The sequence below is a fragment of the Roseateles sp. AC306 genome (genome assembly GCF_979253795.1).
In genome coordinates this window covers 1-18,324 of record NZ_CEEDEB010000014.1, presented here as the reverse complement: position 1 = coordinate 18,324, position 18,324 = coordinate 1, and the positions used below count along the sequence as shown (strand labels likewise).

Annotated in this window: 19 protein-coding genes and 1 pseudogene; 9 read left to right on the top strand and 11 right to left on the bottom strand. The window is 67.8% G+C overall.

Annotation, left to right across the window (positions count from 1 at the left end):
- Positions 1 to 118: 118 nt before the first annotated feature.
- The 4 genes from AC0IZJ_RS22240 to AC0IZJ_RS22225 are packed head-to-tail and all read left to right on the top strand — an operon-like array spanning position 119 to position 2,778.
- A complete protein-coding gene (locus tag AC0IZJ_RS22240) occupies positions 119 to 1,078 on the top strand; it encodes a glycosyltransferase family 2 protein (RefSeq protein WP_471853749.1) in 960 nt (319 codons plus the stop codon).
- A 16-nt stretch (positions 1,079 to 1,094) separates the two neighbouring features.
- Positions 1,095 to 1,664: a PglD-related sugar-binding protein gene (locus AC0IZJ_RS22235; protein WP_471853748.1), complete on the top strand. Its 570-nt coding sequence runs from the start codon at positions 1,095 to 1,097 to the stop codon at positions 1,662 to 1,664.
- Positions 1,661 to 2,365, top strand: coding sequence for a WbqC family protein (locus tag AC0IZJ_RS22230; protein ID WP_471853747.1), 705 nt, complete (start codon positions 1,661 to 1,663; stop codon positions 2,363 to 2,365). Before AC0IZJ_RS22235 ends, AC0IZJ_RS22230 begins: the two co-directional genes overlap by 4 nt.
- Positions 2,362 to 2,778, top strand: a complete 417-nt coding sequence (locus AC0IZJ_RS22225) for a GtrA family protein (protein WP_471853746.1) — start codon at positions 2,362 to 2,364, stop codon at positions 2,776 to 2,778. The genes AC0IZJ_RS22230 and AC0IZJ_RS22225 overlap by 4 nt, the downstream gene beginning before the upstream one ends.
- Here AC0IZJ_RS22225 and AC0IZJ_RS22220 read toward each other — a convergent pair.
- Genes AC0IZJ_RS22220 through AC0IZJ_RS22210 form a run of 3 tightly spaced genes read right to left on the bottom strand, consistent with a single transcriptional unit; the run spans position 2,762 to position 5,621 of the window.
- Positions 2,762 to 4,186, bottom strand: coding sequence for an NAD(P)(+) transhydrogenase (Re/Si-specific) subunit beta (locus tag AC0IZJ_RS22220; protein WP_471853745.1), 1,425 nt, complete (start codon positions 4,184 to 4,186; stop codon positions 2,762 to 2,764). The two genes, AC0IZJ_RS22225 and AC0IZJ_RS22220, sit on opposite strands and share 17 nt — an antisense overlap.
- Entirely contained in the window at positions 4,183 to 4,503 is a 321-nt protein-coding gene (locus tag AC0IZJ_RS22215) for an NAD(P) transhydrogenase subunit alpha part 2 (protein WP_471853744.1), read from the bottom strand. Before AC0IZJ_RS22215 ends, AC0IZJ_RS22220 begins: the two co-directional genes overlap by 4 nt.
- Before the next feature lie 2 nt (positions 4,504 to 4,505).
- The gene (locus AC0IZJ_RS22210) at positions 4,506 to 5,621 is read right to left on the bottom strand and encodes a Re/Si-specific NAD(P)(+) transhydrogenase subunit alpha (protein WP_471853743.1); all 1,116 of its coding nucleotides are present in this window, start codon (positions 5,619 to 5,621) and stop codon (positions 4,506 to 4,508) included.
- A gap of 83 nt (positions 5,622 to 5,704) precedes the next feature.
- Here AC0IZJ_RS22210 and AC0IZJ_RS22205 point away from each other — a divergent pair, with 83 nt between their 5' ends.
- The 4 genes from AC0IZJ_RS22205 (at position 5,705) to AC0IZJ_RS22190 (ending at position 9,293) form a co-directional block, all read left to right on the top strand.
- The gene (locus AC0IZJ_RS22205) at positions 5,705 to 6,202 is read left to right on the top strand and encodes an NUDIX domain-containing protein (protein ID WP_471853742.1); all 498 of its coding nucleotides are present in this window, start codon (positions 5,705 to 5,707) and stop codon (positions 6,200 to 6,202) included.
- Between the two features lie 25 nt (positions 6,203 to 6,227).
- Positions 6,228 to 7,346 (top strand): tRNA 2-thiouridine(34) synthase MnmA, encoded by a 1,119-nt coding sequence (gene mnmA / locus AC0IZJ_RS22200; RefSeq protein WP_471853741.1) that lies wholly within the window; start codon positions 6,228 to 6,230, stop codon positions 7,344 to 7,346.
- A gap of 85 nt (positions 7,347 to 7,431) precedes the next feature.
- Positions 7,432 to 8,646, top strand: coding sequence for a sensor histidine kinase (locus AC0IZJ_RS22195; RefSeq protein WP_471853740.1), 1,215 nt, complete (start codon positions 7,432 to 7,434; stop codon positions 8,644 to 8,646).
- On the top strand, positions 8,628 to 9,293 hold the full coding sequence (locus AC0IZJ_RS22190; RefSeq protein ID WP_471853739.1) for a response regulator transcription factor: 666 nt from the start codon (positions 8,628 to 8,630) through the stop codon (positions 9,291 to 9,293). Before AC0IZJ_RS22195 ends, AC0IZJ_RS22190 begins: the two co-directional genes overlap by 19 nt.
- Here the strand turns inward: AC0IZJ_RS22190 and AC0IZJ_RS22185 are convergent.
- Positions 9,271 to 9,786, bottom strand: a complete 516-nt coding sequence (locus tag AC0IZJ_RS22185) for a CAP domain-containing protein (RefSeq protein ID WP_471853738.1) — start codon at positions 9,784 to 9,786, stop codon at positions 9,271 to 9,273. The genes AC0IZJ_RS22190 and AC0IZJ_RS22185 overlap by 23 nt on opposite strands.
- A 52-nt stretch (positions 9,787 to 9,838) precedes the next feature.
- On the opposite strand from AC0IZJ_RS22185, the gene AC0IZJ_RS22180 reads away from it, so the two are divergent.
- Positions 9,839 to 10,249 (top strand): hypothetical protein, encoded by a 411-nt coding sequence (locus AC0IZJ_RS22180; protein ID WP_471853737.1) that lies wholly within the window; start codon positions 9,839 to 9,841, stop codon positions 10,247 to 10,249.
- Between the two features lie 90 nt (positions 10,250 to 10,339).
- Here AC0IZJ_RS22180 and AC0IZJ_RS22175 read toward each other — a convergent pair whose 3' ends face one another.
- The 7 genes and pseudogenes from AC0IZJ_RS22175 to AC0IZJ_RS22145 all read right to left on the bottom strand — a co-directional run.
- Entirely contained in the window at positions 10,340 to 13,510 is a 3,171-nt protein-coding gene (locus tag AC0IZJ_RS22175) for a S8 family serine peptidase (protein WP_471853736.1), read from the bottom strand.
- A gap of 28 nt (positions 13,511 to 13,538) precedes the next feature.
- Positions 13,539 to 14,288 carry an NF038120 family PEP-CTERM protein gene (locus tag AC0IZJ_RS22170; RefSeq protein WP_471853735.1) on the bottom strand — a complete coding sequence of 250 codons (750 nt, stop codon included), beginning with the start codon at positions 14,286 to 14,288 and terminating at the stop codon, positions 13,539 to 13,541.
- A gap of 244 nt (positions 14,289 to 14,532) precedes the next feature.
- Positions 14,533 to 15,048, bottom strand: a complete 516-nt coding sequence (locus AC0IZJ_RS22165) for a type II secretion system protein (protein WP_471853734.1) — start codon at positions 15,046 to 15,048, stop codon at positions 14,533 to 14,535.
- Positions 15,049 to 15,054: 6 nt separating this feature from the next.
- The gene (locus AC0IZJ_RS22160) at positions 15,055 to 15,435 is read right to left on the bottom strand and encodes a type II secretion system protein (RefSeq protein WP_471853733.1); all 381 of its coding nucleotides are present in this window, start codon (positions 15,433 to 15,435) and stop codon (positions 15,055 to 15,057) included.
- A complete protein-coding gene (locus AC0IZJ_RS22155) occupies positions 15,435 to 15,902 on the bottom strand; it encodes a type II secretion system protein (protein WP_471853732.1) in 468 nt (155 codons plus the stop codon). The genes AC0IZJ_RS22160 and AC0IZJ_RS22155 overlap by 1 nt, the downstream gene beginning before the upstream one ends.
- Positions 15,903 to 15,910: 8 nt before the next feature.
- Positions 15,911 to 18,079, bottom strand: coding sequence for a secretin N-terminal domain-containing protein (locus tag AC0IZJ_RS22150; RefSeq protein ID WP_471853731.1), 2,169 nt, complete (start codon positions 18,077 to 18,079; stop codon positions 15,911 to 15,913).
- Positions 18,076 to 18,324, bottom strand: a pseudogene (locus AC0IZJ_RS22145) (hypothetical protein); the annotation flags it as partial. The pseudogene AC0IZJ_RS22145 and the gene AC0IZJ_RS22150, both read right to left, overlap by 4 nt.

Here is an 18,324-nt window from a genome sequence, read left to right as displayed (position 1 = left end):
CATTCGAGCGGCGCGGGCCGCGACCGCGCTCCCCTATCATCTTTCGCCCTGCAGAGCCGTCTGACGGCGGCCTGCGGCGGCGCCCCGGATCGTTTGGATCCTTCCCTCTCCTTGCCCCATGCACGCCCACCCAGACGCTGCCCCCGAAGGTCCTCGCATCAGCATCGTCTCGACGATGTACCGGTCCAGGCCATTCCTCGAAGAGTTTCTTGATGAGTGCCTCGCCGCGCTGGCGAGCATCGACTGTCGCGACTTCGAGATCGTGCTCGTCAACGACGGCTCGCCGGACGACTCGCTCGAATGGGCCGTGGCCAGTCGCGCCCAGCTGCCGCAACTGGTGGTGGTCGACCTGTCCCGCAACTTCGGGCATCACGCGGCCATGCAGGCAGGCCTGGCGACGGCGCGGGGCGAGCTGATCTTCCTGATCGACTGCGACCTGGAGGTCTCACCGCACGTGCTGGCAGACATGCACGCCAAGCTGCTGCAGACCCGCAGCGACATGGTCTATGGCTATCAGGAAGCTCGCAAGGGCGGATGGGTGGAGCGGCGCGCCGGCAGCATGTTCTATCGCATCTTCAATTCGATGAGCGACATCCGCATCCCCGAGAACATGACCACCGAGCGCCTGATGACCCGGCGCTTCGTGCAGGCGTCGCTTCAGCTTGGCGACAAGAATCTCTTCATCGGCGGCATGCTGGCATGGACCGGCTATCAGCAGATCGGCATCCCGATTCCAAAGGGCCAGCGCGAAGGCGCCAGCAGCTACACCTTCATGCGCCGAGTCCAGCTGATGGTGAACGCCATCAGCGCCTTCTCGGCGCAGCCGCTCACGCTGCTGTTCAACGCCGGCGTCAGCATCACCGGCCTGAGCATGCTCTACATCGTCTACCTCGTGGTTCGCAAGATCCTGTTTGACGACGCACTGTCGGGCTACACCTCTGTGATGGCACTGGTCGCGTTGAGCCTGGGCATCACGACGATGGGGATGGGCGTCATCGGCATCTACCTGGGCAAGGTGTTCAAGCAGGTGCAGAACCGGCCCACCTTCATCGTCAAGGACGTGCATCGCACGCCGTGAGGGAAGCAGCCGAACCATGAAACTGCTGATCTACGGCGCAGGTGATTTCTCGAACACCGTGGCCGCGCTGGCGCGCCTGTGCGGCCACGAGGTCGTCGGCCTGATTGACGACACCGGGCGGAACGAACAAGCGCTGGGCCGCTTCGAGCAGGTGCAGCTGTCCCATCCCGCACGAGACCACGGCGTGGCGCTCGCCATCGGCTACAACAATCTGCCGGCACGCTGGGCGGCCTGGGAGCGCGTGCAGGCCGCCGGCTACGCCTGCCCGCCGCTGATCCATCCCGGGGCCTACGTCGCCGAAGAGGCGGCCGTGGCCGCTGGCTGCTTCGTCATGGCCGGCGCCCATGTCGACGTGCATGCCCGACTGGGTTCGGCCTGCGTGTTGTGGCCACTGGCCTGCATCAACCATGACACCCAGATCGGCGCCAACAGCTTCATCTCCCCCGGCGCCACGCTGTGCGGCTTCGTGCAGCTGGGAGAACACAGTTTCGTCGGTGCCGGTGCGGTCGTGGTCGACCGCGTCGCGTTGCCCAGCGGCAGCTTTGTCAAGGCTGCTGCCCTCGTCAAACGGACCCACTCCACATGAAGAGCGTCGTCGTCCTGCAATCGAATTACATCCCCTGGAAGGGATATTTCGACCTCATCCATGACGCGGATTTGTTCATCTTCTACGACGACGTCCAGTACACCAAGAACGACTGGCGCAACCGCAATCGCATCCAGACACCACAGGGGCCGCGTTGGCTGACCATCCCGGTCGGCATCAGCACGGACAGGCGCATCTGCGATGTCGAGCTGAACGACCCGCGCTGGCAGGCTTCCCACTGGGATCACATCCGGCAGAACTACCGCAAAAGCCCATACTTCAAGCAGTACAAAGGTTTCTTCGAAGACATCTACTGCGGTCGTCAATGGGCCAACCTGTCGGCGCTGAATCAGCACCTGATCCAGCGCATTGCAGTTGATCTGCTGGGCTTGCAGACACGCTTCGAGGACTCGCGCAACTACGCCAGCGCGGGGGCCAAACAGGAACGCCTGCTGAGCCTGCTGCGCCAGGCCGAGACGCAGCGCTACATCTCGGGGCCTGCAGCGCGGGAGTACATCGATGAGTCGGCGTTCTCGGCCGCCGGCATCCAACTGGAGTGGAAGGACTACAGCGGCTACCCGACCTACGACCAGGGCACCGAGACGTTCGAACATGGCGTGAGCATCCTCGATCTGCTGTTCCACACCGGCCCGCAGGCGCCCTGGTACATCTGGGGCTGGCGCGACGGCGGGCAGCCGTGACGGCAGCGCCGCGCACGCTGCGCCAGCTGCTCCGCTACGGCATCGTCGGGATAGCGTCCAACGCCCTGGGCTTCGTCTGGTATCTCGGCCTGACAGAACTGCTGCATCTGGGCCCGAAAACGGCCATGAGCCTGCTCTACCTGATCGGCGTGCTGCAGACCTTCGCGTTCAATCGCAAGTGGACCTTTGCCCACGAGGGCGCAGCCCATGCCGCCCTGCTGCGCTATGGCTGCGCCTACGCGCTCGGCTACATGGTGAATCTCGTCGCGCTCTACGTCTGCGTCGACCGGCTGGGCTACCCGCACACCTGGGTGCAGGGCGTGATGGTGATTGCGCTGGCAGGCATGCTGTTTCTGCTGCAGAAATACTGGGTCTTCCGCGTCAGGCCGTCGGCGGTCACTCCACCGCCTTGAGCATGTCCTCCACGACCTTCTTCGCGTCGCCGAACACCATCATGGTCTTGTCCATGTAGAACAACTCGTTGTCCAGGCCGGCATAGCCGGCGGCCATGGAGCGCTTGTTGACGATGATGGTCTTGGCCTTGTAGGCCTCCAGGATGGGCATGCCGTAGATGGCGCTGCCTTTCACATGCGCGGCGGGGTTCACGACGTCGTTGGCGCCCAGGATGATGGCGACGTCGACCTGGCCAAACTCGCCGTTGATGTCTTCCATCTCGAAGACTTGGTCGTAGGGCACCTCGGCCTCGGCGAGCAGCACGTTCATGTGGCCCGGCATGCGGCCGGCCACCGGGTGAATGGCGTACTTGACGCTGATGCCCTTCTCGGTGAGCTTGGCGGCCAGTTCCTTCACCGCATGCTGAGCGCGCGCCACGGCCAGGCCGTAGCCCGGGACGATGACGACGCTCTCGGCGTTGCCGAGCACGAAGGCGGCGTCGTCGGCGCTGCCACTCTTCACTGGACGGGCCTTGCCGTCACCCACGGCGGCCGTGCCCGCTTCACCGCCGAAGCCACCCAGGATCACGTTGAAGAAGGAGCGGTTCATCGCCTTGCACATGATGTAGCTCAGGATCGCGCCCGAACTGCCCACCAGCGAGCCTGCAATGATCAGCATGCTGTTGTTCAGCGAGAAGCCTATGCCCGCCGCCGCCCAGCCGGAGTAGCTGTTGAGCATGGACACGACGACCGGCATGTCGGCGCCGCCGATCGGGATGATGAGCGTCACGCCCAGTACGAAACCCAGGGCCACCACGATCCAGAAGGCATGCTCGTAGCCGGCCCAGCAGAAGACCCCGCACCCCCAGATGGCGAGCAGGCCGAGCAGAAGGTTCAGCCAGTGCTGACCCTTGAAGGTGACCGGCGCGCCCTGGAAGAGACGGAACTTGCTGCCGCCCGAGAGCTTGCCCCAGGCAATGACGGAACCCGTAAAGGTGACGGCACCGATGAAGGCCCCCAGCGCCAGTTCGAGGCGGTTGCCCTTCGGAATCGCATAGCCAATCGCCTCGGTGATGCCGAACGCCACGGGTTCGGCTACCGCCGCAATGGCAATCGCCACCGCAGCCAGGCCGATCATGCTGTGGAAGAAGGCGACCAGCTCGGGCATCTTGGTCATCTCGACCGTCTTGGCCCGCCAGGCGCCGTAACCGCCACCGACGACGAGGCCCAACAGCACCCAGGCGAGACCCATGCCGTGGCCGGCCAGCTTGAAGATCAACGCGGCGGTGGTGAACACGGCGATGGCCATGCCGACCATGCCGAAGAGGTTGCCGCGGATGGAGGTTGTCGGGTGCGAGAGGCCCTTCAGCGCCTGGATGAAGCAGACGCTGGCGACGAGGTAGAGCAGCGTGACGAGGTTGAGGCTCATGGCTTGGCCTCCGTCGTCACGGCCTTCTTTTCCTTCTTCCTGAACATCTCCAGCATCCGCCGTGTGACGAGGAAGCCGCCAAAGATGTTGACCGCTGCCAGCGCCACGGCCAGAACGCCCATCGCCTTGGCGAAGTTGGTCTCGGTCAGCGCGGCGGCCATCATGGCGCCGACGATGACGATGGCCGAGATCGCATTGGTGACGGCCATCAGCGGCGTGTGCAGCGCGGGCGTTACCGTCCAGACGACGTGGTAGCCCACGTAGATGGCCAGCACGAAGATGATCAGGTTGATGATGGTGTGGTCGACGATTTCCATCTTCAGCTCCGGGTCACTTGACCGTCTTGGGTCACGCGGCAGGCCGCGACGATGTCGTCATCCAGCGGCACGTTGAAGGTGCCTTCCTTGGTGATGACGAGCTTCAGGAAGTCCAGCACATTGCGCGCATACAGCGCCGATGCATCGGCCGCGACGAGCGCCGGCAGGTTGGTCTCGCCGACGATGACCACGCCGTGCTTGGTGACCGTCTTGCCGGCCTCCGTCAGCGGGCAGTTGCCGCCTGCGGGTGCAGCGATGTCGACGAGCACCGAGCCCGGCTTCATGGCCTTGACCATCTCCTCGGTGACCAGCACCGGCGCCGCGCGGCCGGGGATCAGCGCCGTCGTGATGACGATGTCCGCCGCCGCGACACGCTTGGCCACCTCGGCCTTCTGCCGGTCCAGCCAGCTCTGCGGCATGGGGCGCGCGTAGCCGCCGACGCCCTCGGCTGCTTCCTTCTCCTCGGCCGTCTCGTAGGGCACGTCGATGAACTTGCCACCCAGTGACTCGACCTGCTCCTTCACCGAGGGCCGCACATCACTGGCCTCGATGACGGCGCCCAGCCGCTTGGCGGTCGCGATGGCCTGCAGGCCGGCCACACCGACGCCGAGGATGACGACACGCGCCGCCTTCACGGTGCCGGCCGCCGTCATCAGCATGGGAAAGAAGCGCTGGTATTTGTCGGCCGCGATCATGACGGCCTTGTAGCCGGCGATGTTGGCCTGGCTGGACAGCACGTCCATGCTCTGGGCGCGCGTCGTGCGCGGCGCGGCTTCGAGGGCAAAGCTGGTCAGCCCCGCGCCCGCCATCGCCGTGAGGCCCTCGCGGTCGAAGGGGTTGAGCATGCCGACCAAGGCCGTGCCGGGCTTCATCAGGGCCAGCTCGTCGGCGCCGGGTGCACGCACCTTCAACACCAGTTCGCTGGCCAGTGCCGCAGCTTGGTCGACGATCTCACAACCGACCGCCTCGTAGGCGGCATCAGTGACGCTGGCGGCGACGCCGGCACCGCTTTCGATGCGCAGCGTGTGGCCTTGAGCCTTGAGCTTCTTGGCCGTCTCAGGTGTGACGGCCACGCGGGTCTCTCCGGCCGCGCGTTCGCGCGGGATGCCAATCTGCATGGATCTCCTCCGGGGGCAGGGGTTGCGTGGCAGCTTACACAATGCACAGGCCCGCCCGGAGCGGGAATGCGAGAGGAAGAAGCATGCTTGCCACAGCCAGGTTCCGCCCCAGCGTCACGGTCGCGGCAGTGATAGCGCGCGCCGGGCGCTATCTGCTCGTTGAGGAAGAAACCCCCGAGGGCCTGATGCTGAACAACCCGGCAGGCCATCTGGAGCTGGGCGAAAGCCCCATGGAGGCGGTCGTGCGCGAGGCGCTGGAGGAGACGGCGCGGGCTTTTCAGCCCGAGGCTTTCCTCGGCGTCTACCTGGCCCGCTTCCTGCGGCCGGCACGATTAGAGGATGTGACCTATGTGCGGCTGGCCTTCAGCGGCTCGGTCGGCGAGGAGATCGCCGGGCGCACGCTGGACGAGGGCATCAAGCGCACGCTGTGGATGAGCGAGGCGGAGCTGGCCGCCTGCACGGAACGCCACCGCAGCCCGCTGGTGCTGCAGTGCGTGCGCGACCATGCGGCCGGGCGGCGGCTGCCGCTGGAGGCGGTGTTCGCGCATGAGTCGCTGCAGTCCCCGTGGGTCAAGGGGTGAGCGGGCGTTTGGGACAATCGCGCCCATGAGTTCCCACAAGAAGCACCGTGTCGTGGTCGGCCTGTCCGGCGGCGTCGACTCGGCCGTCACTGCCCACCTGCTGAAGCAACAAGGCCACGAGGTCATCGGCATCTTCATGAAGAACTGGGAAGACGATGACGACAACGAGTACTGCTCGACGCGCCAGGACTTCCTCGATGCCGCGTCGGTGGCCGACGTGCTGGGCATCGACATCGAGCATGTCAACTTCGCGGCGGAGTACAAGGACCGCGTCTTCGAGAGCTTTCTGCGCGAGTACCAGGCCGGCCGCACGCCGAATCCCGACGTGCTTTGCAATGCCGAGATCAAGTTCAAGGCCTTCCTGGACCATGCGATGCGGCTGGGTGCCGAGAAGATCGCCACGGGCCATTACGCACGCGTCCGCGAAGTCGCTGGTGAGTTCCAGCTGCTCAAGGGCCTGGACCCGCTGAAGGACCAGAGCTACTTCCTGCACCGGCTGTCGCAGGCTCAGCTCAGCAAGACGATGTTCCCGGTCGGCGACCTGCCCAAGACCGAGGTGCGCCGCATCGCCGCCGAGATCGCACTGCCGAACGCGAAGAAGAAGGACTCGACCGGTATCTGCTTCATCGGCGAGCGGCCCTTCCGCGATTTCCTGAACAAATACCTGTCGCACCAGCCCGGGCCCATCAAGGACGAGCGCGGCCGCAAGCTTGGCGAGCATGTCGGCCTTTCCTTCTACACGCTGGGGCAGCGCCAGGGCCTGGGCATAGGCGGCGTGAAGGAGAAGGGCTCGCCACGCGGTGGCGGCGAGCACGAGCCCTGGTTCGTTGCCGCCAAGGACATCGAGCGCAACACGCTGATCGCCGTGCAGGGCCACGACCACCCGCTGCTGCTGAGCCCGGCCCTGGTGGCCGACGACCTGAGCTGGATCGCCGGCCATGCCCCGGTTGCCGACGCGGCCGCGGCCAAGACGCGCTACCGCCAGGCGGATGCGCCCTGCAGCGTCGGCTTCGACGCGGCCGGCCGGCTGACGCTGCGCTTCCCTGACCCGCAGTGGGCCGTGACGCCGGGGCAGAGCGCGGTGGTCTACGACGGCGACGTGTGCCTCGGCGGCGGCGTCATCGCGCAAGCCCTTGATGAATGACGCGCCGCACAGCGCCGGGCCGTCCCAAGCAAGCGGCCATCCCCTCGGGGGATCGGTCGGCGTACCCGCCGGCCGAGGGGCGCCAGTGATCGACCGCCTGCTCGCGCGGCTTGCCGAGCCCGGCACCGTGCTGCGATTGGCGGCGCTGGTGGTGTGCGCGATGGAACTGGTCAGCGCCGGCTCCGCGCTGCTGGGCGTGCGCACGGAGCCCTACGACGGCCTGGCCGCCTGGGTCTGGCGCCAGCTCGGCGGCGACGTGAACGACCGCGGCCTGGTGGTCGTCTGCGTGCTGCTGCTGGTGGCCTTCGTCGCGTTGATCTTCCGCCTCGCGCGCCTGGGCCAGACGGCCCTGCCGGTGAACCAGCGCCTGGCCTGGCTGCTGCTGGTGGACCTGCTGGCCTTCGGCGTGACGCCCGGCCTGCCCTTCCTGGTCACGGCGCTCGGCGCCGTCGTGCTGCCGGCCCGCCTGGCGCTGGGCTTCGCGGCGGCCCAGGTGCTGTTGAACACGGGCATCTACGTCTACGCCTCGACCACGGCCTGGCTGGACCAGTTCGGCATGCTGTTCGCCATGCTGGCCCTGCACGGCCTGGCCTTCGGCCTGGGGCGCATGGCGGCGTCCGAGGCCGAGAAGCGCCGCTGGCTGCAGGCCGTGCTGGCCGAACAGCTGTCCGGCGAGCACCTGCTGGCCGAGCAGATGCGCTACAACGAACGCATGCAGATCGCCCGCGAGCTGCACGACCTGATGGGCCACCACCTGACGGCACTCAACCTGCAGCTGCAGCTCGGCGGCGCGCTGCTGGCGCGGGCCGACAGCGGCGGCGCCGGTCAGGCGCTGGGCCGCGCCCAGGGCGTGGCGGCGCAGCTGCTGGCCGACGTGCGCGAGTCCGTATCCCAGCAGCGCAGCTCGCAGCGCATCGACCTGTCTGCCGCGTTGCAGGCGCTGGCCGAGGGGATTGCCAGCACGCGCATTGAGCTGGCCCTGGACGACGCCACCCGCGACCTTGGTCCCCGCGCCGCGCACGCACTGCTGCGCTGCGTGCAGGAGGGCGTGACCAACAGCGTGCGCCACGCGCTCGCCCGCCGCGTGCAGGTCGAACTCAGGGGTGATGGCGATGAAGTCGCCGTCAGCATCGACGATGATGGGCGGGGTGCGCCGGGCTGGCACGAAGGGCGGGGCGATGGCTTTGGCAATGGCCTCACCGGCATGGCCGAGCGCATGGCCGAACTGGGCGGGCAGATGCGCGTGACGCGCACGAGCCCTGGGTTTCGAATCGAGCTGAGATGTCCGCGATGGGTGTGATCAAGATCCTGCTGGTCGAGGACCAGCAACTGGTGCGTGAAGGCCTCAAGGGCCTGCTCGCGCTGCACGACGATGAACTGCAGGTCGTTGGCGAGGCCAGCGATGGCGCCGAGGCGCTGGAGTGGCTGGCGGCTGCCTCAGCCGAGAACATGCCCGACGTCATCCTGTCCGACATGCGCATGCCGCGGCTGGACGGCGTCGGCCTGATCCGCGCCCTGGCCGCGCGGGCGCTGCGCCTGCCGGTCATCCTGCTGACCACCTTCGACGACACCGTCGCCTTCGACGAAGCCACGCGGGCCGGCGCCAAGGGCTTCCTGCTGAAAGCCATCAGCACCGACACGCTGCTGCAGGCCCTGCGCGACGTGCACGGCGGCGGCACCGCGCTGCGCCCGTCGCTCACGACGCGCATGGAGGCCAAAGGCGGCGAGCGCGCCTTCACGGCGGCCGACCATCCCGACCCGCTGAGCCCGAAGGAGCTGCAAGTGCTGCGCCTGGTGGCCAGCGGCCGCAGCAACACCGAGATCGCCAGCCTGCTGGGCAACAGCGAGGGCGTCATCAAGAATCACTGCTCGGCCATCTTCTCCAAGATGGGTGTGCGCGACCGCACGCAGGCGGTGCTGCGCGCTATCGATCTGGGTTGGATTTAGGTCGAGGCCCCGCTGGCGCCGCCAGCTGCAGGACCCAGTAGCGCTGCAGCCGGCCCCCGCTGGCCACGCAGGCCAGGCCAAACTCCTCGAAGTCAGGCGCCATCAGGTTCTCGCAATGCCCCGCGCTGGCCAGCCATTGGGCCAGCGCCTCGTCCAGCGTCTCCGGGCCACCGGCCAGGTTCTCGCCCGACGCGCGCATCGCATAGCCCGCCTCGCGCAGCCGCGTGCGCAGCGTGGCGCCGCTGGCGCTGGTGTGGTCCAGCCGGTCCAGCGTGGCCAGTTCGACGGCGTAGCGGCGGGACGACTCACCCAGCACCGCCTGCCAGCGCAAGGCGGGCACGGCCGGCCACCGGCGGTCGCCGCAGCGCTGGGCCTGTGCGCGCAGCGCGTTCAGCGCGCGGGCGGCCACCTGGGCATCGGGCTGGCAATCGGCGGCCAGCACGGTCGGCGCCGTAGCAGCCAGGCTCAGCAACAGGGACGGCCACATACGCATGGATGCATCCTAGTTGTTGCCAAGAACAGGCGACCGGCCCCAGCATGCGGCCATGAACCCGCCCCGCATCCTCGCCTCCGCCCTCACTTGCATCGCCCTTGCCAGCTGCGCGCAGACGCCACCTGCCGCCGCTCCCGTGGCCGACTCCACACGCCTGGCCGGCGAACTCCGCACGCTGATCGGCCCAGCCAGCTGCAGCAGCGATACGCAGTGCCGCACGGTGCCGGTTGGCGCCAAGGCCTGCGGCGGGCCCGCCGGCTACTGGGCCTGGTCCACCCAGGGCACGGATGCCGAAGCCCTGAAGGCGCTCGCCACGCGGCAGGCCGAGGCGCACAGGCGCGAGGTCGAGGCCAGCGGCATGCGCTCCAACTGCGCCATAGCGACGGATCCCGGGGCCGCCTGCGTGGCCAACCGCTGCCAAGTGCAGACGACGTCGCCATCACCATCGCGAAGCGCGAAATAGTCGCGGCGCACCAGGAAAAAGGCCGCACACCTCGCGGCATGCGGCCTGATCGACCCGGGGCACCAAGGCCCCGGCGACGTCGGTTGCGGCTTACTGGTTGACAGCCCCGTCCACCAGCTTGCTGGGCATGTTGCTCGGCACGTTCTGCACCGGCACGCTGCCATCGGTGGAGACGCGCAGGACGGTGGTTGCCTGCACCTTGCCGGAGGCATCAAGCCAATGGGCGCCACCGACGGTGCGCTTGCCGGCTGCGAGGCCCGTCCAGCTGAAGCCAACCGTGGCCGTGCCGCCGGCGTAGACCTGCGCTGGCACCAGCGCGTTCAGGCCACCCGCATCACCAGGCATCACGATCCAGCTCGACAGCTTGTGCTTCATCGGCGCGGCACCGGAGTACGCCAGCACGCAGGCACGGTAGTTGGCAGCCGCTGGCGCGACGATCTGCACAGCTTCATTCGAACCGTCATTGCCCGAGTAGATGTAGGTCGCGGCGTTCATGTTGATGACGACCAGATCATGGTCATCCAACCCACCGCTCACATCGTCCTGGCGCAATGCCCAACGGGCCACGATGGCACCCGCCGGCACGGTGAAGTTGTACTTGGCGATTGACGCAAAGTTGCTGTTGCCGTAGCAGCGGTTGGCAAGCGTCACCGAGCTGGTGACCAAGGGCGTCAGCGTGGTTTCCGCGCCCAGGGTGACGTCCTTCAGCCCACCCTTGGCCACGCCCATGCGACCCGCGAAGCCGGTGCGCACGGTGAACAACTTGCTGCCTGAACCCTTGGTGTCTGTGAACTCGACGGGTGCCGAGATCGCCTTGCCCGCCTTCGCCTGGATGGGCGAACGCACCGAGTGGGCACCGTCGCTCCAGACCAACTGGCCGAACTGCCAGACGCCTTCTGCAGCGCCCGCCTGTGCCAACGTGACCGTGAACGTCTTGGTTTCGCCCGGGGCCAGCGTCAACGAGTTGGGCGACACCGTCGTCGTGAAGCCAGGCGGCGTCGTGACGGCGGCGTTGTAGGTCGCCGAAGAAGCGCCGACGTTGGTGACCTTGCGGGTCACGACGATGGATCCTGTCACCGCGCCAACTGTGATCGACGGCAGGTTCAGGTTGTAGGTCTCGTCCAGCGTGCCGAAGGTCGTGCAATCGCTGGCCGGCGTGACGGCGGGCCTGTTGACCTTGCACTGGTACTTGACCCAGTCGGCCTTGCCCGCGTCGTAGACCAGCCCCGGGTCGGCTGCTTTTTGCGGGTCGACATGGCCGGCACCCTGGGCCCAGGGCAGGAGCCCGTTCTGCGGGCTGGGCAGCCCGTCGTTCAGCGTCGAGTAGGCCGTGGTCATCAGCGCAGACTTGATGGCCGCAGGGCCCCAGGTCGGGTGGGCCTGCTTCAGCAGCAGCGCCAGACCGGCCACGTGGGGGCTGGCCATCGACGTGCCCTGGTAGCTGTCCCAGGCGGGCGGCGGCACCAGCGTGCCTGCCACGATCTGGGCCTTCTGCGCTTCGGTTTGTGCCGGCGTGACGTGGGCGACGACGTCCACGCCCGGGGCGGTCAGGTCGGGCTTCAGCACGTTGCTGTCGCCGCCATTCGGGCCACGGGATGAGAAGTCGGCCATGATGGGAGCCGGCTTGCTGATCATCGTCGAGACGGCGATAGAGCCCGTGGGGTTGGCGGCGCCGCTCACGTAGGCCTTGATGGCAGCGCCATCGGTGTTGCTGACCTGGAGAGTGGGAACAGGCTGGAAGTCGCCGTCGATGGTTTGGCCCGGTGAGGCGTTGGCCAGGATCATGCCGACGCCGCCGGCGTTCTTGACGGCCAGGCCCTTGTCCACGCGCGCGTTATTGCCGCGGGTGCAGACGACCAGCTTGCCGGCCACGAGGGCGGGGTCCAGCAGCACTTGGCCGGCGGGCGGCGAGGCGCTGAAGCACAGGCTGGCGTTGCCGCCGCCCACGCCGGCGTTCTCGGCCAGGATCATGTTCGTGGGACCCAGCCCGGTCTTGGTGGTGGAGCCGCCGGTATAGGTCGTGCCGCCCACGGTGGCGCTGCCCGAGAAGGCGCGGTCATGCGTGGAAGCGGCGACCGTCGTCACCCAGGGGCTGAGGTGGGCGACAGCCTGGGCAGGGCCGCTGTTGCCGGCCGAAGTGGCAACGAACACGCCGGCCAGCGACGCACGGTAGAACGCCTGCTCGACGGGGTCGTTGACCGACGTCTGCGAGCCACTGATCGAGAAGTTGATGACATTGACGCCATCGGCGACGGCAGCGTCGATGGCCGCCACAGAGTCCGAGGTGTAGCACGTGTTCTGGCTGCCGGTACCGTCGGTGGCGGCAGCGTTCACGTAGGTCCAGCAGACCTTGTAGGACGCTACGCGGGCACGCGGGGCCATGCCGGAAGCGCTGCCCACCACAGCCTGATTGATGGTGACGGGCACGTTCTCATTGCCAGCTGCGGTGGACGCGGTGTGGTCCCCGTGGCCGCCGTGGCCGGTGGCGCCGGACAGGGAATCGCGGCCGGATCCGGCGAAGTCGGTCCAGTGCAGCGGCGGCGCATTGGCGATGAAGCCGGCGTCGAAGTGCTTGATGCCGACGAGCTTGTTGTTGCAGTGCTTGGCCGGGTCGATGCTGGGGCTTGTCTCGCAGCTGCCAGTGAAGCTGGCCGGCACCGGGCCAAAGGCCAGCGCGTCACTCGGGCTGTTGGTGGGTTCGCCATTGCCGTTGACACGGTCGAAGAACGCCGGGTTCTCGGGCCAGATGCCGCCGTCAACGATGCCGACAACCAGGTTCTCGCCCTTCAGCGCAGAACCACCCACGATCTTGGACCACAGACCGCCGGGTTCGCTGAGCTTCAGGAACTTGGAGGTCGAGATGGTGTCGACCTGGCGTGCCTCGTCCAGCCACAGACCGACGACCCCGCCATTGATGGACAGCGAGCGGGCTTCGTCGTCGGTGAGGCGGGCGGCGAAGCCGTTGAACACGACCTTGTAGCTCGCCAGCACCGGCGCACTGCCTACGACTGCGAGCACCTTGCTCTGCTGTTGGCCCAGGTAGTTGACATAGGCCTGCACGGCGGCAGTGCCGAACTTGAAGGTGTCGCCTGCAGCGGGCTGCGTGGCGGCCAGACCGGCAACACCGCCCTGGTAGGAGGCTGCAGGTTCGTCCTTCAACTGGACGATGTAGGTCTTGCGATCCTGTGCAAAGGCGCTCGTGGCCAGGCCCGAGGCGAGGATCAGCGTCGCCAGAGCGGCGGGCTTGAGTTTCATCTTCATGGAGTGATCCTTTCGACGATGTCAGCGGTCAGGCGGCGCGGCGGCGGCGGGCACCCAGGAGGGCGAGGCCGGCGACGCCGACCAGGGCCAGGCTGGCAGGCTCAGGGACGTACTCGATGACGATGTCGTCCAGTGCGAACTGGGCCTTGTTCGTCGAGAACGCGTTGCAGGTCTGGCTGTCGATCGGGCACTCAAACGCGAAGGCGAAGACGCTATCGAACTCGTAGTCGCCGAACTCACCGGTGTCGATGGCTTCGAAGTTCGGATTGCCGTTGGCGTCCAGGGCGGACAGTTCGTAGTAGGCGGTCAACGCGGCGCCGCCTCGCACGCCTTGCAGTGCGAGGAAGCCCTGCGTACTGGCGTCCGGAACACCGGAGCCGATGAAGCTGGCGTTCAGGCTCTGCACGGAAAAGGGCAAGCCGTCGGTCGAGCCGAACGCGAGGACGGCGTCGTTAAGCAATACGACGTAGGTGGTCGCGTTGTTGACCGGGCAGATGATGCCAACACAGGTGTCGTCGACGATGGAGCCGTCGATGATGTTGCCTACGAGGGTACCGAAGGCGCCCGAGGTGTTCGCGAACGGGTCGAACCACATCGTTCGGCCACCCAGACCAGGTTGGTAGAACTCGTCGCCATCCACAAGCGCAGGCGGAAAAATGAGCGTCGACGTGTCCACCGGATCGAATGTGATCGTGGTACGCAGCACGCCCGCGTGGGCCGCTGCGGACAAGGCAAGCGCGGACACGGCCAGCGCCAGGGAGGTCACAAACTTCTTCATCGAAATACCCTCTTTCTTTGCCAAATGGATCTTGCAACGCAGGAGCGCGGCGCCTGATGGGCGGCCGCGTGGCCCGCCAAAGGGTTGAAAGATGGCGAGCCCCCTGTGCAGGCGAAGCCTGCGGGGAGTTCGATTCTGTTGGAGGGGTTCGCGTGACTAAATACACACTTGCCCACCCTCTATACGCGGGACAGATTTCCCGCCCGATTGCAGTAAATGTGCAACCTGGGCTAGGGAAAACGTGCTACCGGGAAGCGGCTGATGCGGCAGGCAACGTCATCGGTGCCGAGGCGCCAGCCTGAGCGGCAAGCGCGCCTTGTGCATGAGCCGAGAAGACCAGGTCATGGGCTACGCGCACAGCCGTGCCGTCGGCCGCGAACTCGCGCAGCAGCGCCTGTTCCGACCGGCTGCGCACCGCGCTGAAGGCACCGGGCTGGCCGGGCTCGGGCATCAGCTCCCAGTCCGCCGCGCCGGTGAACGGATCGACGTAGAGACGCCGCAGGTGGTGCCGGGGCTTGAAGCCGCGGCCGTCGACGAGCAGATCCTCCAGACGCTTGGGGTACAGCTGCGGCGGGTTGGGGGTGGCGCGGGCATAGGCCGCGATGGCGCGCGCAATCTCTCCGCCCCGGAACTGCAGCTCTCGTTCACGCTCGCGTTGAGCGGCGGTGCTCCAGGCCTGGCCCATCGCGGCCAGCCCGGCGGCCGTCAGCGCGACGAGGAAGAGAACGGCGAGGTAGCTGTAGCCGCGCTGGGTGTTCACCGGCCTCTACCAGTCCGCATACAGCCGCCCGTCCGCCGAGCGCCCGGCTGCGCCGCTGCGCACGTCCCAGACGTGGCCGCCCACCTGCATGTCGCTGGGCGGCGGCAGCTCCACCCAGCTCTCGCGGCTCGCGGTGAGCGGGTCCTCGGGCACATCGCGGATGTAGCGGGCGGTGGCCAGTTCCTGCAGCGACTCGGGGTAGCGGCCCTTGTCGGCGGCGTACTGGTCGATGGCGTCGCGCATCGTCGTCAACGATTGCAGCAGCGCGGTCTCCTTGCTCTTCTGCAGCGAGTTGAAATAGCGCGGCGCAGCGATGGAGGCGAGCAGGGCGACGATGGCCATGACGACGATCAGCTCGATCAGCGTGAAGCCCAGGTTTCGCTTCATCACCAGTCCTTCAGCCGCGTGCCGTCAAGCGCTTTTCGGTCGGAGAGCGAGAAGACATCAAACACGTCCTTGCCGGCGCGGGGATCGTCCGGCGCGCTGTCGTAGGCGCGAAGGCCCCAGGTTTCAGTGGCGGGCTGGTCGGGCGGCGCAAAGGGGTCGCGCGGCAGGCGGCGCAGGAAATAGAGCTTGCGGCCGTTGGGTGACTTGACGTCGGGCACGCCGTCCACCAGCAACTGCAGCCGGGCTGGGTAGCCGCTGTCTTCCGGGCTCTGCGTGATGCTGCCCGCCTCCACCGCGCGCTTGTAGCTGTCGAGCGCCTCGCGCAGCGTGCGCAGGGCCTGGCGCAACTCGTGCTCGCGCGTGCGCTGCACCGAGAGCTCCAGCAACGGCCGCGCGGCCGACGCGAGCACGCCCAGCATGGCCAGCACGACCAGCATCTCGATCAACGTGAAGCCGCGTTGGCGCATCGCCAGCCTCAGCGCGCGGCTTCCACCGTCAGCAGCCCTGTGCCGTCGACACGCACGGGCGCCGATTCACCATTCAGCCCGCTCGCCGACAGCCCGCTCAGGCCGATGTTGAGGACCTGACCCGCCGCCGCCGGCAGCGCCCGCAGCACGACGACGCGGTCGCCGCGAGGCGGGATCTCGATGGGATAGCGCCCCGGCGAGGCGCCTTGCAGCGGCTGGGCCGGCACCAGGCGGCTCGCGTCGTACTCCAACTCGCCCTTGACCTGCAGGCCGCTGTCGTTCTTCAGCGCAACCGAGACGGTGCCGCCGGCCGGCACCTGCGGCGTCACGTCCAGCCTGAGCGTGGCTTCTGCAGGCACTGCCGGAGCGGCCGCGGCAGGCGCGGCGGTGGTGACCGTGCCGCTGGCCGGGCCCACGCCCACCCGGGCCTCGCGGCGCAGCAGGCTGGAGAAGGCGCCGGGGCTGGCGTCGGTGCCGCTGGCCAGGCGCGTGAGGGAGGCGTCGGGCACGGCCAGGTTGCGCACGACGCGCGGCGTGATGAGCAGCACCACCTCGGTCTTGTTGCGCGTGTCGGTCTGGGTGCCGAACAGGCGGCCCAGCACCGGGATGCGCGACAGGCCGGGGATGCCTGCGCCGCTCTTGCGGTCCTCGTCGTTGATGAGGCCGGCCAGCACCTGCGTCTCGCCGTCGGCCAGGCGCAGCGTGGTGGCGGTGTTGCGCGTGCCGATCTCGTAGGCCGTCGTGCCGCCAGGCCCGCTGACCTGGCGGATGACGTTGCTGACCTCCAGCGCGATCTTGATGACGACGTCGTTGTCCAGCTGGACGGTGGGCTCGACGTCGAGCTTCAGGCCGATGTCCTGGTAGCTGACCGAGGCGGCCACCGATGTGGAGCCGGTGAAGTTGGTCGTCGTTGTGAAGATGGGCAGCTTCTGGCCGATGTGGACCTTGGCCTTGTCGCGGTTGCGCACGCGGATCTTGGGGTTGGCCAGCGTGTTGGAGTTGCCGCCCGAGCCGCGCAATGTGGCAACGATCGCCGGGTTGGCGATGGTCGCGCGGAACTGGTCGCGCTGGCCGAGAAAGACCTGGCCGGTGGCCAGCCCACCGTTGAAGCCCGGCAACCCGTAGTTGATCGTCTCCGGCCATTGCAGACCGAGGGCGTCGACCTGGTCGGTGGCCAGCTCCATCACCTCCACCTCCAGCATCACCTCGGGCTCGGGCAGGTCCACCGAAGCGATCAGCCGCTCCACCAGCCGCACCACCTCGGGCGTGTCGCGCACGATGAGCAGGTTCAGCCGCTCATCGATGTGGATGTCGCGCACCTTGGCGATGGTGCGCACCATGGCCTGCACCTGCTTCACGTCGGCGTTGGTGAGGTAGAGCGTGCGGGTGATCAGCTCCTGGTGCTCGCGCTGCTTGGCGGCCGTGTTGGGAAAAATGAGCACCGAGCTGTCGTTGAGCAGTTTGCGGTCCAGCTGCTGGGTGCCGAGGATGACGCGCATGGCCTCGTCCAGCGTCACGCCGCGCAGGAAGACGGTCACGCGGGCATCGGCGCGAACATCCTTGTCGAAGACGAAGTTGACGCCGCTCGAACGCGCCAGCGCCTCGAAGACCTGGCGCAGCGGCGCATCGCGGAACTCCAGCGTCACCGGCTTCTGGAAGTTGGTGCCCAGCTCGCCGACCGCTGTTTCAAGCGGCCGGGACTGGGCGACCTGGCTGGCCAGCAGTCGCGCGCCGGGGTGCTGGGGCGCCTCGGCGAGGATCTCCCGCGCCACCGCATCGGCACGCTCGACGCGGCCCTCCTTCAGCGCGGCGCGGCCGGTGATGAGCTGCGCCTCGTGGCGGCGGCCGCGCTCGATGTCGACGCTCAGCGCGGTCAGGCGCGGGTGCTTGGCGTCGGCGAGGCCGAGCTGGCTCAACAGGGCCTGCGCCTCGTCCCAGCGGCCGGCACCTCGCAGCGCCTCGATCTGCAGGATGAGGCGGGCCGTGGCCTGCTCGCGGGCGCGCACCTGGGCGGCGCGCAACTGCGGGTCGTTGGGGTCCTTGCCGAGGGCGTCGTCCAGCACGCGCAGCGCGGCCGGCCACTGGTTGGTGCGGCCGAGGTCTTCGGCCTGGCGCAGGGCGGGGTTGGCGCAGGCCGTCAGCAGCAGGGCGCTTAGGAGAAGAAGGAGCTGCTTCATGGCACGACCTTGAATGCGATGTTCTGTGGGAGCCTGGCCGGCAGCCAGGTCAGGCTGACGCCGCTGGTCGAGACCTGTTCGACGCGCCACTGGCCGTCGATGACGTCGCCGCGCCTGACGCTGAGCGCCTTGTTCGGCCCTGCGAGCAGCGCAACCTCGACGGCCTGGGCGCCATCGCCTTCGACGACGCGGCCGATCATCTGATAGGGCATGGGCGGCGCCATCGGCGGTGGGGGGGGCGCGGC